The sequence below is a fragment of the Gemmatimonadota bacterium genome (assembly GCA_030747075.1).
Taxonomy (GTDB): domain Bacteria; phylum ARS69; class ARS69; order ARS69; family ARS69; genus ARS69.
The window spans coordinates 95,772-111,649 of the sequence record JASLLL010000004.1 but is presented as its reverse complement, the minus strand read 5'-3'; the positions used below and the strand labels follow the sequence as shown (position 1 = coordinate 111,649).

Below are 15,878 nucleotides of genomic sequence, written 5' to 3'. Positions count from 1 at the left end.
ACCAGAAGGGCTCCGCACCCGGAACTCGCCGCCCACCGAGAGCGCGTCGACGAGTCCGTTGACGGGAGCGGCCCTATTCGATAGACAGCACCATCCGGCGCGCGACTCTCCCCAGCACATGGAGCCGGTAGGTGGCGGTCGAACGGACATCGTCGATGGGGCACACCTCGGCCCGGGCGGCCGCCTCCACCGCGCCCGCCACTTTCTCCCCGGGCAATGCGCCTTCCAGCACTTCCTCCGCCTTCCGCAGACGCACCGGTCGATCCGCGACGCTTCCGGCGGCCAACCGGACTCGGGAGAGCGGGCCGTTCTTCCCTTCCCGCGATGCCGCAAGCGCCAGGGTGACCTTGCTGATCGCCTGTGCGCGGCGGGTGCCCACCTTTCGGAACCGCTGGATCTCCGGAGACGGGGCCGCCCCGTGTCCTTCCAACGGTATCCTCACCCACGCGATGATCTCACCCGGAGCGAGTGCCGTCTTTCGGTAGCCCGTGTGAAATGCGTCATGCGGGATCGACCGCAAACCGTCCGGCCCCACCGCCACAATCTCCGCGCCCAGTGCCAGGAGCGCCGGAAGCGAATCACCGGCCGGGCTGGCGTTCGCGAGATTCCCGCCGAGGGTCGCCCGGTTCCGCACCTGCGTCCCGCCCACGGTGGCGGCCGCCATCGCCAGCACGGGGAACGCGGCCCGCACGATCTCAGACGCCTCGATCCGCGCGAAGGAAGCGGCCGCGCCGATCTTCACCCATGCGTCTTCGCGTTCCACCCGGCCGATCTCCGCAATGCGCGTCACATCCAGCAGGCCGCCTGCGCTCGGGAAGCCTCCGGCGGCCATGAGATCCGTACACCCGGCGACCGGCACCAGGCCCGGCGTCCGCGCAAGATGCTCCACCGCTTCCTCCAGCGTGCGCGGCGAGTGGACGGTGATCAACGGGCCTCTCCTTCCTTCGCGCAGACTCCGCGCAGGATTCCCTCGTAGCCGGTGCAGCGACAGAGGTTCCCCGCAAGCGCCTCGCGAACGCGTTCGCGCGTGGGCGTCGGATCTTCCGCCAGCAGCGCGTGCAGTCGCACCAGCACCCCCGGCGTGCAAGCCCCGCACTGGACGCCACCCGAGTCCGCCAGCAGTTCCGGCAAAGGCGAACCCGACTCCGCGATTCCCTCCACCGTGGTCACCTCGCGCCCGGCGCACTGGAATATCGGGACGAGACACGCCAGCACCGGAACCCCGTCCAGCAGCACCGTGCAGGCGCCGCACTCTCCTTCGCCGCACCCTTCCTTGGTGCCCGTGAGATGGAGGCGATCCCGGAGAATATCGAGAAGCCGATCAACGGGGGACGCGTCAACGGAGATGTCCCGGTCGTTCAGGCGGAACTCCACCCGGACCGCACCTCCCTTCCCGACGGAGAATCCCGGAGAGGTCATGGCGCGTCCGCTCTCCGATTCGCCTGGAGTTCCAGGAGCACTTCCGGTGTCGCGGGCGCCTCATCCGCAATGAGCCCCGTCGCGTTCTCCACCGCCTGCAGAGCGGCCGGGGCGCCCCCGTCCATGGGAAGCTCCCCGATGCCCTTTGCGCCGGACGGGCCACCCTCCCACGGCTTCTCCAGCAGGTGGATGGCCAGATCCGGTGCGTCGACCGAGGTCGGCACCATGTAAGTCTGGAGTCGATCGTTCAAGATACGCCCGTCTTCCGTCTTCAGTTCCTCCAGGAGCCCAAAGCCGATCGCCTGAAGCGTCCCGCCTTCAATCTGCCCGCGGCAGAGTTCCGGGTGGATCGCACGCCCGATCTCGCAGACAGCCGTGGCCTTGTCCACGCGAACCTCCAGCGTGTCAGGATCCACTTCCACTTCGACGACATTCGCGCCCCACGCATAAGTGGGATACGCGGCCCCCCGGTAGGAGGTCTCGTCAAAGTCCTGCCAGTCGGGAGGCTCATACCTCATGGTGATCTCCAGCGGGCCGACCTCTTCCCGGCGGAGCCGTGCCGCTTCCCGGAAAGGAACGGGATCGCGCGCGCCGTCGGTGATCAATCCGTCATGCAGCGCGGGGGCCTCTCCCCCGGTGCGCTCTTTCCACCACGCAAGCACCTCCCGCGCAAGGCGCCCCGCCGCGCGGGCCACGACTCCCCCGACGACCATGGTTGTGCGCGACGCCACGGTCGGGCCGGAGTCCGGCACGGTGGCCGTATCCACCTCCGCCAGCACGATGTCCTCCATCGCCACCCCCGCCGAGTCCGCGGCAATCTGCGGCAGCACCGTGGCGCACCCCTGCCCCATTTCGGTGTTGGCGACCAGAAGTTCGATCCGCCCCTGTCCGTCCAGCCGGACGGTCACGGGCGAGCGCATCCGCCGCTCTCCCTCGCCGGTGAACCCTGCCCCGTGCAGAAAGAGCGAGACCCCGATTCCTTTCGACGGCGCCTCCGCTTCGCCATGTCGCGCGGCCTCCGCTATCGCATGCTTCCGCTCGAAGTCCGTTCGCCGCACCGCCTCTTCCAGGCACTCCACGGCCGCAGTGGTGTCGTCAAGAACCTGCCCGGTGGGGAGGGCATCGCCCGGTCGAAGCGCATTCTTTCGGCGAATGTCCACCGGGTTCATCCCCGTCTCCCTCGCGATGCGATCCATCTGCCGTTCCATCGCGAAGAGCACCTGCGGTGCCCCGAAGCCGCGAAAAGCTCCGCTCGGCGGCATATTCGTCCGAAGCACGCGCCCGTGAATCCGCGCGACTCCCGCGCGGTACGCGCCTGCCGCGTGAAGTACCGCCCGCGAGAGCACGACCGGCGAAAGGGTCCGGTAAGCCCCGCCGTCAAGATCGACGCGAATGTCCGTCGCGACGATGTGCCCTTCCGCATCCACACCGGTTCGATGCAGCACGCGCGAAGGGTGGCGCTTTGTCGTGCCGACGATGTCCTCGTGGCGATCGTAGGCAATCCGCACCGGTTCCCCGCACGCCGTCGCCAGAAGCGCCGCGTGCAGCGCGAGCATGCTGGGGTACTCCTCCTTCCCGCCAAAGCCCCCCCCGACCACCGTGGGACGAACGCGAACCATCTCCTCCGGAAGGCCGAGGCTGTGAACCAGCGCGGAGTGAACATAGAACGGGCACTGCATCGACCCGGTGATCTGCAGCGTCCCGTCCGTCTCAAACCACGCGGTCACCGCCTGATTCTCGATGTACGCGTGTTCCTGAAGGCCGGTGCGATACTCGCCGGTGATGATGCGGTCTGCGCGGGAGAGCGCGGCCTCGACGCCGTCCGTTCCAAGCCGGATTTCGTGCAGCAACGGCACATCCTCCGCGTCTTCCATGTCCGCCACAGCCGTCAACGGTTCGTACTCGACTTCGACGGCGCGCGCCGCCTCCAGTGCGGCCGAACGAGTCATCGCCGCGACCAGGGCCACCGGTTCACCGACATGCCGCACTTCTTCGCGGGCGAGTACGGGCCAGCTGTCGTCAAGGATCTGGATGCCGTTCCGGCCTCGAATGTCCTCGGCGGAGACAAAGACGGAATCCGGGGGCGCCGCCTCGGGTCGCCAGTGAATGGCGAGAATCTTCGCGTGCGCGTGCGGACTTCGGATGGTCATCCCGTGAAAGACCCCGGGGATGGGGACATCGGCCGCGTAAAGCGCGGTCCCGATCGCCTTCCCGAGAGCGTCCGGGCGACGCGGACTCTCACCGATGCGCGTCACGGCTTCATCTCCGTGTTCTCCGGTTCGCCTTCGGAGATCCGCTCCGGACCAGCCGGGTCTGCCGGATCTCGAAGCGAGCGCGGGACTCTGTCGAGCGGAGGAGGAGAGTCGACTTCGGCACAATCCACCGCGCCCAGTTCATGAAACCGTCTCGCGCCCGGCAACACGCGCGCTTCGAACGACCCGACCGCGCGGTTGTAGGTGTCCACGGTCTTCCCCAGCGCGCGACCCATGTCGGTGAAGTGCGCGGCCAGCGTACCGATGCGCCCGTGAAGTTCGCGACCCAGTTCCGCAATCGCGCGCGCGCTCTCCGCGGCGCGTTCCTGCCGCCACCCGAAAGCGACCGAACGCAAGAGCGCAATCAGGGTCGCGGGGCTGGCCGGGATCACCTTGTGATCCACGCCGTACTCCAGCAGATCCGGATCCTTGCCGAGTGCGGCGCCGAGAATCGCTTCGCCCGGCAGGAACATCACGACAAACTCCGGGCCGGGCTGAACACGCTCCCAGTACGCCTTTCCCCCCAGCGCCTTCAGATGATCCCGCACGCTCTGCGCATGAGCGCGCAGGTGGACTTCGCGTTCCGCTTCTCCCGACGCATCCATCGCCTTCAGGTAGGCCGCCAGCGGCGCCTTGGAATCCACGACGATGCTGTGCCCTCCGGGCAGGTGCACCACCAGGTCCGGCCGCAACACGCGCCCTTCCTCGTCGGAGGACGAATCCTGTGTGGTGAAGTCGCAGTGTTCGGCCATCCCCGACATTTCGACCACGCGACGAAGTTGCACTTCGCCCCACCGCCCGCGAATGGACGGCGCGCTCAACGCCCGGCGAAGCCCCACCGTTTCCGTCTGAAGGGCCTGTTGCGTGCGAAACAGCCCGTCGATCTGCCCGGTGAGCGCGGCATGGGCGCTGCCTCGTTCCTTCTCGGCTTCGGTAAGATGCCGGTCGATCCGGCCGAGGCCTTCCGTAAGCGGACGCACAAGATCATCCACGGCGGCACGGCGACGCTCGAGGTCGGTGGCGGTCGCTTCTCGAAACCCGTCGAAGGAGGTCCGCGCCAGCCGGAGGAAGGTGTCGCTGTTCTCGGAGAGGGCATCGGCCGAAAGGGACCGGAAGGCATCGCGGAACCGGGTCTCCACCGTCTCCAGAATGGATTCGGTGGTGTCGTTGGAGTCACGCGACGCCTGCAGTTCCGCTTCGAGGCGCGCGGCACGATCCCGCCACGAATCAGCCCGCCGCCACTGAAGAAGCGCCACGGCACCGAACACGGCCACGGCGCCCCCCGCAAGAACCGGCACCCACTGCACCCCCGTCATCCTCACCTCCCGGTGCGGCGAGGCTATCAGAGGACGGGAGATTCCTCCAGCGACTCAGAGGCGTGAACCCAGACGGGTTCCTCCAGTTCGCGCAGAGTCCGGAGAACGGCGGCGACGCCGCATCCGGTTTCGACGGTGCGAAACGGAACGCCCATGCTTCGGCAGACATCCCGGAGACCGCCGATGCCGGACCCGGCGTACCGCGCAAGAAGCAGAACCTGATCGACGCCCCCCGCGCGGATCGCGACCGCCGCTTCGTCGCGCTGGCTTCGGTGGCGGAAGTACTCGAACCACCGGAGCGACGCCAGCGCCAGCCCCCGCTCCAGACGACGACGGGAGCCTTCGCGCGGCAGTCCGCCCACGAGAACCACGCGCTTCCCTTCCCACGACGGTCGAAGCCTTGCGAAGAGCGGATCGTCCGGACGGTCACGCGCGTCCGACAGAGAGCGATCCCGCGAGAGGTCCATCCCCTCTCCCGCCAGGGACCGCCGAAGCGGGCGAAACCGGTCCCCCTCCACCAGCGGAGCAAAGACTCGCGCTGCCGCAAGGAAGGAGTCGTTCGTGCATCCGCCGGCTTCCATTCCGCCCAGCAGATACTCGCGCGCCTCCTCACGCTGATCGGGAAAGGACCACCATTCCTCGCTGGCGGCCATCTCCCGAAGGATCTGCGTGATTTCGTGGATCATCAGATCATGCCGACGGCGATCCTCCGGATCCAGCGACCGGACACCCTCGCGCTCCTCGCGAAGACGCCCGTCTTCACGGCGATCCAGTTCATCCTGAAGGCGAGCCCGTTCGAGCCGTTCCTCCCACAACTCGACATACTGCTTCCAGTCCGTCCGAAACTCCCGGCTCAGGGGATCTGGAAACCCGTCGATCCCGAGCATGCGCCGCGCGGAGTTGATTTCGCCAAAGGTGCGCTGAATGTCGCGCTGGGCGTCGTCGTCCAAGTCGAAGCCGTCCAGGTATCCGCGCAACCGCCCGAGCCACACATGGAGACGGGCGTTGACTTCCTCCGGGCCCAACAACGCCAGCCCGGGAAGCACGCCCTGGATCTCGGAGGCAAGGCGGCGCGCCGCCGAGTTCGCCGCGTCCGCGCTCTTCCGGTGCCGCAGGAACGCCTCGTCGTCGACCTCCTCGCCACCCCCCATGAGGTGCCGCGCCACCTCCGCCCAGAGTGGAGTCAACGCGCGCGGCGAACCGCTTCCGTCCAGCGCGGCCGCCATCGAAGGATCTTCGAGGAGAGCCACCAGACGATCCCTGCGCGTACAGAGCACCAGTTGATGCCGTCGAACCTCCGCGGCACCCGCCTTGCCGGCGTCTCCGCTCCCGGTCAGGTCCCGCCGAAGCTCCTCCAGCCGATCGACCCGCGCCTGCGTCTCCGCAATCCTCCCGCTGAGAAAGTCGCGCAGGTCCGCCGCCCCGCGGCCCGGACCCGGCGGGTCATCCATGGAGGATGTACGGTGATCAGAACGCTGAGTCACGACCGTCCCCCCCCCTTGCCCATGCCTCTGTCAGGCACGAATCCTATCAAACATCCGCAAAAATACCAGCATGAGCTGGAATATTTCGCGAGAAGCCAGACTAATAGTGATAGATGGTCACTATATCTTAACTTCGAACACACCGGATCTCTTCAATGCCCTTGGTCGCAAAGTCCGGCCCGTCGATTCCACCGTAGGGAACCCGGGGGGGGCACCCACCGGACCTGGACAGGCGTGCCGGACAGGGGGAGCGCCGGTCTTCACGGACCTACATGGCGCACTTCCGCCCGGACGGCGACCAGGCGAAGCGAAGAGTGCGTCCGCTGAGGCGGCAGCGTTGCGTTGCGAAGGAGTGTGTTCGCCGAGTGCCGCGTCTCGCGCCACTCCGCCGCCCCGGGGTCCTTCAGGGCGCGACCGCTCCGGGGCGAGAGGAAGGCGACGGGGTTCCCGTGGCGGCTCGGGCACTCACCCGCTCCAGAAGACAGGCTCCGATCGGTGCGGTCGCCACGATCGCCAGCGCGGAGAGAAGCAGGAGGACCTGCCCCGCGTCCTCCATGGAAGTGAGGCCCCATTCGCGGATCTTCAGGAGCGGCAGAGCCCCGAACACTGCCTGAATGGTCGCCTTGGGCACATGGGCCAGCAGCACACAGCGTCGCTCCGGCGCCGTCAGTGATGTCCGGGCGACGAGCAGCCGGGCCACGGCAAGCCTTGCGACAAGAGCGACCCCCAGCACCGCGAGAAGGCTCAGCACAAGGTCGGACCGGCTCAGCCCGGACAGGTCGATCTGCGAACCCAGGTTCACGAAAAGAACGACTTCCGCAACCTGCCAGACGCGATGCAGCCCCGCCCGAATCCCGGGCGCGCCGTCCGGGAGACGGACGCGGACCGCGACCCCCGCGGCCAGCGCCGCCACCACGGCCTCAAGCCCGAGGAGACCACACCCGAAGTACACGCCCAGCCCGGCGCCCAGTACGACAAGGGTGGCGGCCCACGACGGGAGCGCCTGCAGTACGGCGCGGGGGATCCCCCAGCGACCCACCGCGACGCCGACCGCCCCGCCGCCCACCACCGCGAGCGGAAACGCCGCGAGACTCCACACGGCGCCCTGCGCGGACCGTCCGGGGTCCAGGACCGCGAGGAGGCACAGGATTCCCGTCTGGGCGAGGATGGCGTTCACAAGCGTCTGTCCAATGATTCGATCCGGCACCATTCGCGCGCTCCCCCACCCCCGTTTCTTGCGGGAGAGCATGGTCGGCAGAATCACGGCTGGAGAGACCGCGGCCACGAGTACCCCGGCGAGGAGCGCAAGCACCCAGTGATCGAAGAGGAAGACGCGCGCCAGCCCCGTGACGACCGCAAACTCGGCGGCCACCGGCACCGTCCCGAATACGAGTGCCGGCACGGCCACCGTGCGCAGAACCCCGGGTGGAAGGTCCAGCCCCGCCCTCAGTAGAAGCACGACGAAGGCGGCGCGCGAGGTCGTCTCCAAAACGCCGTCCCATGCGGCGGGCATCCAGTCGAGAACGCCCGGCCCGATGAGGACTCCCAGCGCCATCAGCGAGACGGCCGGGGGTGCCCCCGCACGCCGGAGCATCGCGCGCACGGGAAACCCGAGCGCACACATTCCGGCCAGTGTCGCGACGATGACAGGAAGCTCGCGCAGAGTGCCCCTCCGGAAGTCGGCAGCCCCGTGAAGCCGGGGACCCGCGGGGCCGTCCGCCCCTCGTCAGATCATCGTCCAAGTGAGAGCTCAGCCCAAGCCGGAATGAAGGGGGTCTGGTGGTGTGGGAGGTGCCGGAGTCGTCCCGGCGGGCAGAGCGGTCGCGATAAGCAGTGATGCGAAGAGCAGGATGCGGTTCATGCGTGGAGTATACCACACGGCGCCAAGTGGCCGGGTCTCCCCTACGCGTCCACATCCTCCGCATCGTACTCCGCCGGATGCTCGTGGCGGTGCATTTCCAGCGGCATCTTCCCCGTCAGCCACGATGGATTCCCCGGGTACACGCCCGGCCGCAGCACGGTGAAATAGAAGTGCCAGATGGCAATCGCGAGCGTCGCCAGCACTGCTTCCAGGAAGTGGATGATCAGGAGAACATCCAGCACTCCCTTGGGGATGTACTGAACGGCCACATTGTCGAACCAGAGGAAGAGGCCGGTCCCCGCCATGATGACCGATCCCCAGATGAGCGCCCAGTATTCCATCTTCTCCACAAAGCTGAATCGTCCGAAGCGCGGCGGGGACTCCGGGCGCCCGAGGTTGTGGAGCAGCATGTTCCAGAGATCCGCCCCGTCCGAGATCCGCGGCCACATGTCACGCAGGAACTGGCGGCCACGCGCCGTACACAGGTAGATGAGGTGCCACACGCACCCGACCGAGAACAGCACCGCCGCTCCCCGATGAAGAGTGCCGCGCACGCCCGCGCCCCCGTCCCACCCGAAGAGGAACTGGAAGATCCCCGTGACCTGCCCGGGACATGTTGTACCACTCTCTAAGTTAGACCTGCGACGAGCCGGAGTGGCAGCGGCTCGATCGCTTCGGGTGCCGGAGGACGGTAGCCGAGTGCGCGATCCCGGAGGTCGGCTCGAAGGTGAACACCATCGAGAAGGTCGTCGAGGACTACGAGCTGGTGAAGAAGTCGGTGGAGCGGAAAGTCGCGGAGGTCGTCACCTGGGAGGAACGGCGGGAGAAGATGATGGGCGCCTGCCGGAACTGCCACAGCGACACGCACACGAAGAACTTCTACGAGCAGTTCGACAGCCTCGTCGTGCTGTACAACGAGAAGTTCGCCAAGCCCGCCAAGCAGTTCATGACCGACCTCAAGGCCGACGGCGTCCTGAAGCCCGACGCGCCGTTCGAGCACAATGTGCAGTGGATCTTCTGGGAACTCTGGCACCACGAAGGCCGTCGCGCACGGCACGGTGCCAGCATGATGGGCCCGGACTATACGCACTGGCACGGTATGTACGAGGTCTCCAAGCACTTCTACATGGATTTCCTCCCGGCCGTGATCGAGGCCGCGGAGCTGAAGAGCGAGGAGATGGGCAACAAGTACCGCCAGAAGGTGGAGACCTTCCTGACCGGGAAGGACCACCTCTGGATGAAGGGGCTTTCGGTGGAAGAAGCCGCCGCGCTCCGGGAGATGTACAAGGAGCGCTACAACGAGTAGCTCCACCGGGGGGCGGGAACGGTTCCCGCCCCTTGCCGGAGAGTCGGAGCCGGGGCATTTTCTTGTCCCTGGTTCTTGCTTTCCTGACCCGGTACTCGTAAACTGGTCCGTGGTGCTCAGTGGACCGAGCGCTGGAAATCAGCTTCCCGTTCCGATGGCGGCGAGGTGGTGGAGACCCGAGGGGGGATGGCTCGGGTCGCCTGCAGAGCAGAGAACGATCCGCCACCTCCCGCCTCGGAACGCGATCAGGCCCGGACGCCTCCCTGTGCGTCCGGGCCCTTTTTCTTCGGTGCGTCCGACCGCCGCGCACGGGCGGCCGAAGTGCACTACCGGTAGAATCCCTTCACGCGGCCCCAGGAGACATCTTCGACGGAAACCGGGTTGCAGGGATTGTAGGAGAGCCACGGAGCAAAGACTACTCCGGTGGAAACCGCGTCTCCCGTTCCCGGCCCCTCGCCCGAAGGACCGCTCGTGCTTCCCCACCAGTTGTTGGTCGCGATGACATCCGTGGCGGTGTAGTTCACCACACCTTCGCTCGTGTTGGAGCGAATGCAGCAACTGTGAACTCCGACGGAAGCCGCAGCCGACCCGTCGTCCCACACCTCCACACCCCAGGTCCACTGGGTGATGTCGCAGGTATCCACGGACAGCGAAACATTGTCTCCGTTTTGCGCCCATGCGCCGATCCCGGTGCCGGAGCCTGTACCGTCCCCCGCAAAGCTGCACGAGTTCACGAGAACCGTGGTCGTGCTTCGCCCGGCCAACGGCGGCAGCAGGTCTTCGGTCCAGACCGCAGGAGCGGGCGAATGGGCTCCCTCCCGATCCACACCAAGCCCCCAGTAGCTACCCCCCGCACCTTGCCCCAGTGCGCCGGAATAGAGGGTGTTGTCGGTAAAGGTGCCGGAAGTCATGACGAAGTAGGCGCCCATCTGGTTGTGCGCGATCTGCGGGCAGGAAACGACATCCAGATTCCCCGCCTGATACGCGAGAATCCCGGACGCGGTCCACGACGCGCCCGTGTACGAATGGTCCCGCACCTGACAGGTGTTGACCATGCCGCTGCATCCGTAACCGAACTGGATCCCATTCTGTGCGGTCACGGAGGTCTGCCCGGCGCCGGACACGATGCACTCGGTCACGGTGCCCAGAAGCTGGGTGCCGTTCATCACGATGCCCGCCTTCTGATAGTCCGTCACACGGCACCGGGAGAGCAGCACATTGTGAGTCGGGTAGCCGCCGCCGTCGGAGTAGGCGTAGATGCCAACCCCATGTTGCGCGCCGCTGAACGGCGTGTCCCGCACATCGGTGACGGTGCAGTTCAGGAGCGAACCACCCGCGTTGTAGAAGCCGACTCCGATGAACCGGCTGTTCGCATTTCCCTTCCCCGCTCCGTCCACCGTCAGCTCTTCAACGACTGCGTTGAGCGTGCCGGTGAAATACACGACCGGGTAGTTGTTCGCGCTCGTCGTGAAGTACTCGGTGAGCGTGTCCGGTGAACGGACCACGGTGACGCCGGGACCGGAGCCGGTCACGGTGACATCCTTGGCAAGGACGAGCTGTTCCTCGTAAGTTCCCGGCGAAACGATGATCTGGTCGCCCGCCACGGAACCGTCGATGGCCTGCTGGATCGTGGGATAATCTGCGGGCACAAATACCGTCGCCGCACCGGCCGCGGTGGCCAGAAGGACGACGAGTCCCCCACAAATCAGAATGTGTGCCTTACGCATGACGCGATCCCCTTTCGCGAGGGTCGAAGATCCGCTGATTCGCACCGCCCCGGGTCTGGGGGGAGAACATCGTTGTTGCGGCGCGTGACGGAAGTTTACAAACTTTACGGGACGAATACTCGTGTTTTGTTCGGAGAGGCGGGATATCCCCCGCTAAACGGCCCCGGAATCGCTGATTTCGCCCGAATCCGCCTCGTGCGGCCTGGATATGCGGGCCAGATCCTCCGGCGTGTTGACATTCTGCCACGATCCCAGAATGGCCTTCGGGGGAATGGGCGTCTGTACCCGGGCGTGGGGGGCCAGCGCGGAGGGTGCCAGACAGCGCGCGGCGGCCAGCCGCTCCAGCAGAACCCGGACCCGCGCGTCATACAGCGCAAGCAGCGGCTCGACGCCCGCCGCATCCCGCCGGGGAAGCACGGCATGGACCCCGGGAGCACGCTGGTCCAGCAGCCAGGAGATGGCTTCCGGACCGATCCTCGGGAGGTCGCAGGCGACGACCATCCAGGTGGCCGCCGGAGCCCACCGGAGCGCGCCCAGTATCCCTGACAGCGGTCCGCCGAGACCGGGAGGGTCCGGAAGACACGGCAATTCCCGGCAGGAAGCGGGGAGATCCCCGCTGCCGAGCAGGACCACCCCGTCCACCAGCGGAGACAGCGTCTCGACCGCGTGTTCGACGAAGGTCCGCCCATCGACGCGCAGGAGGTGCTTGGGACGCCCCATCCTTCGGCTGCCGCCACCGATGAGCACGCCGGCATGGACGGGAGGTCTCCGCCAGGCGGTCGGAAGCCACGAATCCAGCAGATGCAAGAACGCGGAAGGCCGGTCGGAGTCCCATGGGAGATCGTGGAGGATCTCCGTGACTTCCGGAGGAGGATCGTCCCCGGCTTCATTCCGAAGCCAGACCTTGGGCAGCGGAGTTCCCTTGTGCCCCTCCACAAGGACGAGGTCGTACTCGCCGAGAAGCGCGGCCACCACCGAGGGCAGCTCTCCCCCGGCGGGAGCATGCCGACGGATGAGCGACTGGCCCGGCGCATGGAGGACAACATCGGCACCCGCCCGGAAGAGGCGATCCGAGTCCTTCCCCCGCGGATCCACCTTCAGGCCGTGGGCATCGTGCTTGAGCGCCGCCACGGACAGCCCGCGAGCAGTGATCTCCGGAATCACGCGGTCCAGAAGCGTCGTCTTCCCGGATCCGCTCCACCCGCAGACGGCGAGAACCGGCCCCGCCGGAGTCGGGAAGACAGAGGCTGAATTCGGTGAAGTAGGCATCATGGGGGCAGAATAGCCCATCCAGCGGGATTTCGCCCGATGCAATCTCCGCGCAGGGCCGGAGCCCCCCGCGAGGGATAGGAGATGCCGGGCAACACCAGGGTATTTTTGCAAAGCGTCGGGTAAAAATGTCAGTTTTGGCTTGTCACTTTCAGTAATATGGCCACCAAGGGCCGGTTCTCTGGCCCTTGCGTTCCGGTTCCCGAGAGGGACCGTCGAGGAATCGCCCTTCGTGGCATCAGGGGACCCCCGGTTCGGGAACGAAACTGGCACGATCCTCGCGGAGTCCGGGACCGTCCGGCGGACCCGAGCGTCCGCCTCTGCCCGGAGAGATCCGGGTACACGAGCCATCCGGGCATCGCCCGGTCCTGAAAGGCGGCGATGAATATGCACAAATACTCGAAGATCGGAACGCTCGCCGGTCTGTGGGCCGCGCTCCTTCTGGTTCCGGTGGGGAGTGCTCGCGCAGAGTTGATCCCCTCGCTGAACATCCGGGAGATCCTCACAGACGGAGAGCCGGAAGCCCCTGCCGGGGCGTTCCTCGACCGGGCGGCCATTCCCGCCACGGACGGAACTGACCGCTCCGCGCGCCCGAGGGTGAATCAGACACCCGCACCGCGCGCCACGGCGAAGGACCGCTGGGTCCGTATCGCCTGCCAGATCCTTGTCCGACTCCCGAGATCGTGATCCCTCCACCCTTCGAACCGGAGCCGTACTCATGGTTATAGCCGGCATCACGGAGTCCGGGATCCTGCGGGACCGGATTCAAGAAACGCTTGTCCGGGGCGAGTTCGCCATCGCGGCAGAAGCCCTGAAGGAACTCCTTACAGACCACGACATCACGGAAGACGCTCGACACGACGCACTGCTCCAACTGGCGCTGTGCCATGCCATTCTTGCGGACCGCGCAGGATTCCGGGAGACGAGCGATGACCTCGTCCGGAGGATCGACCGCGACGGAGTGGCGGGTGTCGCCCTGGACGCCATGACGGGCTGGGATGCAAGCCACGGCGGAGATCCCGAAGAGTGCGTCCGGGCTTGCACCGAAAGCCTCGCAAGACTCCGCGCCCTGGGAACCGACCGGTGGATTCCGGAGACGGCCCGCTGGCTGGGGCATGCGCTTCAGTCGCAGGGGCGGACCCGGCCGGCCATTCAAGCCATGTACGAGTCGCTCGGGGCTGCGGAACGACTCGGCGAAGCGCGGAATATCGCGCTGGCCAAGCTGGGACTCGCACGCATCCACCGTATCCGCGCGCACTACGCGGAAGCGCTCGCACTTCGCCTGGAGGCTTATGAGGGCTTCGCGGAGTTGGGGGCACCGTCCATGGTGGCCCGGATCGCGCTCGACATTTCGGTGGTGGCGCGTCTGACCGGAGACCTCTCCGCCGCGCAGGAGTACAGCGGGCGCGCCGTGGCACTGGCAGAGGAGTCGGCGTGGCGCGGCGTTCTCTTCTGCCGCATTTCCCGTGCACGGATCCTGTTCCAGCTCGGAAGAGCCTCCGAGGCGGAGGCCCTCTGGAGATCCGTACTCTCGGACCCGGATCCGGAAACCGACCCGCACGCCACAGCCCTCGCGCATGAAGACCTGGGAGACCTGCTCTCGCATCGGAAGGACTACCCGGGCGCTGCGGACCACTATCGGCAGGCGTGGGAGTCTGTGCGGGAGACCTCCCCCGGCGGGGAAGTCGCTGGAGAGCTGGCGTGGAGAATCGGGCTGAACCGACTCCGGCTTGGAGAGCCCGCCGACGCGGAGCGTTGGGTCCGCAAGGGACTGGACATCTGCGGAAGCAACGGGGACACCAAAGAGGAAGCGCTCACAATCCGCGCGTACGGAATCGTCCTGTGTGCGAGGGGGCGCCGCCGAGCGGGACACGACCGGTTGCGTGCGGCACTGCGTCGTCTGAGGAGCATTCATGTTCCGTTTGAGGTGGGACGGACACTCCTGGAGATCGCCCGGGCGCTGGGAGAAGAGAACCGGCCCGATCGTGCCCGGCGCTGCCTGGCATCCGCCGGAGAGGTGCTGGGAGAGCTCAACAGCCCGCTGGGAGCCGCGCTCCTTGAGGCGGCGACCCGGTCCGCCGAAGAGGAAGACCCGGCATCGCTGACGCTTCACGAAAGGGTGACAGAGGACATTCTGGAACTCCACGACCTCAAAGAAGAACCGGTGGACCGGACCACTCCGATGGCCCGGACGGCGCTGGCCATCCCGTGGCGTTCCCGTCGCTTCCGGTCCGCTCTGGACCGGGCGTGTCACTATGCGAAGAGCTCCAGGCCGGTGCTCATTCTGGGTGAAAGCGGCGCGGGGAAGACCTCCTTCGCGGAGATTCTCCACCGGTCCGGCAGTTCGCCGGAGGAACCGTTTCTGGTGGTGAACTGCGCATCTCTGCCGGAGACGCTCCAGGAGTCGGAACTGTTCGGCCATGTGCGCGGAGCCTTCACCGGAGCGGAAGCGGAGAAGCCCGGACTCATTCGGGCGGCCAGAAGCGGCACGGTCTTCCTCGACGAAATCGACAAGGCATCCTCCTCCATGCAGGCGAACCTCCTGCATGTGCTGGACCGGCACGAGGTCCGGCCCGTGGGAGGACACCGTTCATTCCCCGCGAACGCGCGCTTCGTCTTCGCGACGAATCGGAACCTCCACGAACTGGCGATGCATGGGGAGTTCCTCCCGGACCTCGCCTACCGCCTCGGTGGACTCTGCGTGGCGGTGCCCGCACTCAGGGAACGGAGGGAGGACTTCGATCTTCTTCTCGCGCTGGCCCTGCGCGTGGTCCGGAGCACCGAGGGCTCTCCCCCGAGGGAGATCTCCGTGGAGGGGAGAAACCTGCTTTCGACCTATTCCTGGCCGGGGAACATCCGGGAGCTGTTCAGCCTGATTCACTCGGCGGCGCTCCTCACCCCGGACAGCCGGACGGAGATCGGGACAAAGGAGATCGAATACGCCGCCGGATCCACCCGCTTCAGTGGGCACTTGAACCAGGCCCAGTCCCCGGAGGATCTCCCTGCGCGGCTTACCACTTACGAAAAGGAGGAGATCCTGCAAGCGCTCAGACTGGACGGAGGAAGTCAGCACCGGGCCGCGCGGAGGCTGGGGATTTCGCGGAGGTCCCTGAACAAGAGACTGCACCGCTTCGGACTGCTGGATCAGATCCGGGAGGAAGGCCTGACCCGTGGGGGGTTCCGCGAGCGTGGCAAGGTCTATGTCACTGGAGGAGGCGGCTTGGAGTAGCCGAGGCGCCTCCGG

The 15,878-nt window shown here is 66.8% G+C and carries 12 protein-coding genes; 3 read left to right on the top strand and 9 right to left on the bottom strand.

What is annotated here, in order from left to right:
- Positions 1–73: 73 nt before the first annotated feature.
- The 7 genes from QF819_02505 to QF819_02475 form a co-directional block, all read right to left on the bottom strand.
- Entirely contained in the window at positions 74–928 is an 855-nt protein-coding gene (locus tag QF819_02505; GenBank protein MDP6802032.1) for an FAD binding domain-containing protein, read from the bottom strand.
- On the bottom strand, positions 925–1,419 hold the full coding sequence (locus QF819_02500; GenBank protein MDP6802031.1) for a (2Fe-2S)-binding protein: 495 nt from the start codon (positions 1,417–1,419) through the stop codon (positions 925–927). The genes QF819_02505 and QF819_02500 overlap by 4 nt, the downstream gene beginning before the upstream one ends.
- Positions 1,416–3,674, bottom strand: a complete 2,259-nt coding sequence (locus QF819_02495; protein ID MDP6802030.1) for a xanthine dehydrogenase family protein molybdopterin-binding subunit — start codon at positions 3,672–3,674, stop codon at positions 1,416–1,418. The genes QF819_02500 and QF819_02495 overlap by 4 nt, the downstream gene beginning before the upstream one ends.
- Positions 3,671–4,987, bottom strand: coding sequence for a DNA recombination protein RmuC (locus QF819_02490; GenBank protein MDP6802029.1), 1,317 nt, complete (start codon positions 4,985–4,987; stop codon positions 3,671–3,673). Before QF819_02490 ends, QF819_02495 begins: the two co-directional genes overlap by 4 nt.
- Before the next feature lie 26 nt (positions 4,988–5,013).
- Positions 5,014–6,471, bottom strand: a complete 1,458-nt coding sequence (locus tag QF819_02485; protein MDP6802028.1) for a hypothetical protein — start codon at positions 6,469–6,471, stop codon at positions 5,014–5,016.
- 403 nt (positions 6,472–6,874) lie between these two features.
- Positions 6,875–8,095: a cation:proton antiporter gene (locus QF819_02480; GenBank protein MDP6802027.1), complete on the bottom strand. Its 1,221-nt coding sequence runs from the start codon at positions 8,093–8,095 to the stop codon at positions 6,875–6,877.
- Between the two features lie 278 nt (positions 8,096–8,373).
- The gene (locus QF819_02475; protein ID MDP6802026.1) at positions 8,374–8,886 is read right to left on the bottom strand and encodes a hypothetical protein; all 513 of its coding nucleotides are present in this window, start codon (positions 8,884–8,886) and stop codon (positions 8,374–8,376) included.
- A 173-nt stretch (positions 8,887–9,059) separates the two neighbouring features.
- Between QF819_02475 and QF819_02470 the strand changes: the two genes are divergently transcribed.
- Entirely contained in the window at positions 9,060–9,638 is a 579-nt protein-coding gene (locus QF819_02470; GenBank protein ID MDP6802025.1) for a hypothetical protein, read from the top strand.
- Between the two features lie 326 nt (positions 9,639–9,964).
- Here the strand turns inward: QF819_02470 and QF819_02465 are convergent, their stop codons facing one another.
- Positions 9,965–11,365 carry a right-handed parallel beta-helix repeat-containing protein gene (locus tag QF819_02465; GenBank protein ID MDP6802024.1) on the bottom strand — a complete coding sequence of 467 codons (1,401 nt, stop codon included), beginning with the start codon at positions 11,363–11,365 and terminating at the stop codon, positions 9,965–9,967.
- Positions 11,366–11,518: 153 nt separating this feature from the next.
- Positions 11,519–12,637, bottom strand: a complete 1,119-nt coding sequence (mobB, locus tag QF819_02460; protein ID MDP6802023.1) for a molybdopterin-guanine dinucleotide biosynthesis protein B — start codon at positions 12,635–12,637, stop codon at positions 11,519–11,521.
- Between the two features lie 378 nt (positions 12,638–13,015).
- Here mobB and QF819_02455 point away from each other — a divergent pair, with 378 nt between their 5' ends.
- Positions 13,016–13,321 (top strand): hypothetical protein, encoded by a 306-nt coding sequence (locus tag QF819_02455; GenBank protein ID MDP6802022.1) that lies wholly within the window; start codon positions 13,016–13,018, stop codon positions 13,319–13,321.
- 31 nt (positions 13,322–13,352) lie between these two features.
- Complete coding sequence (locus tag QF819_02450) at positions 13,353–15,863, top strand: sigma 54-interacting transcriptional regulator (protein ID MDP6802021.1); 2,511 nt, start codon at positions 13,353–13,355, stop codon at positions 15,861–15,863.
- Positions 15,864–15,878: the final 15 nt, after the last annotated feature.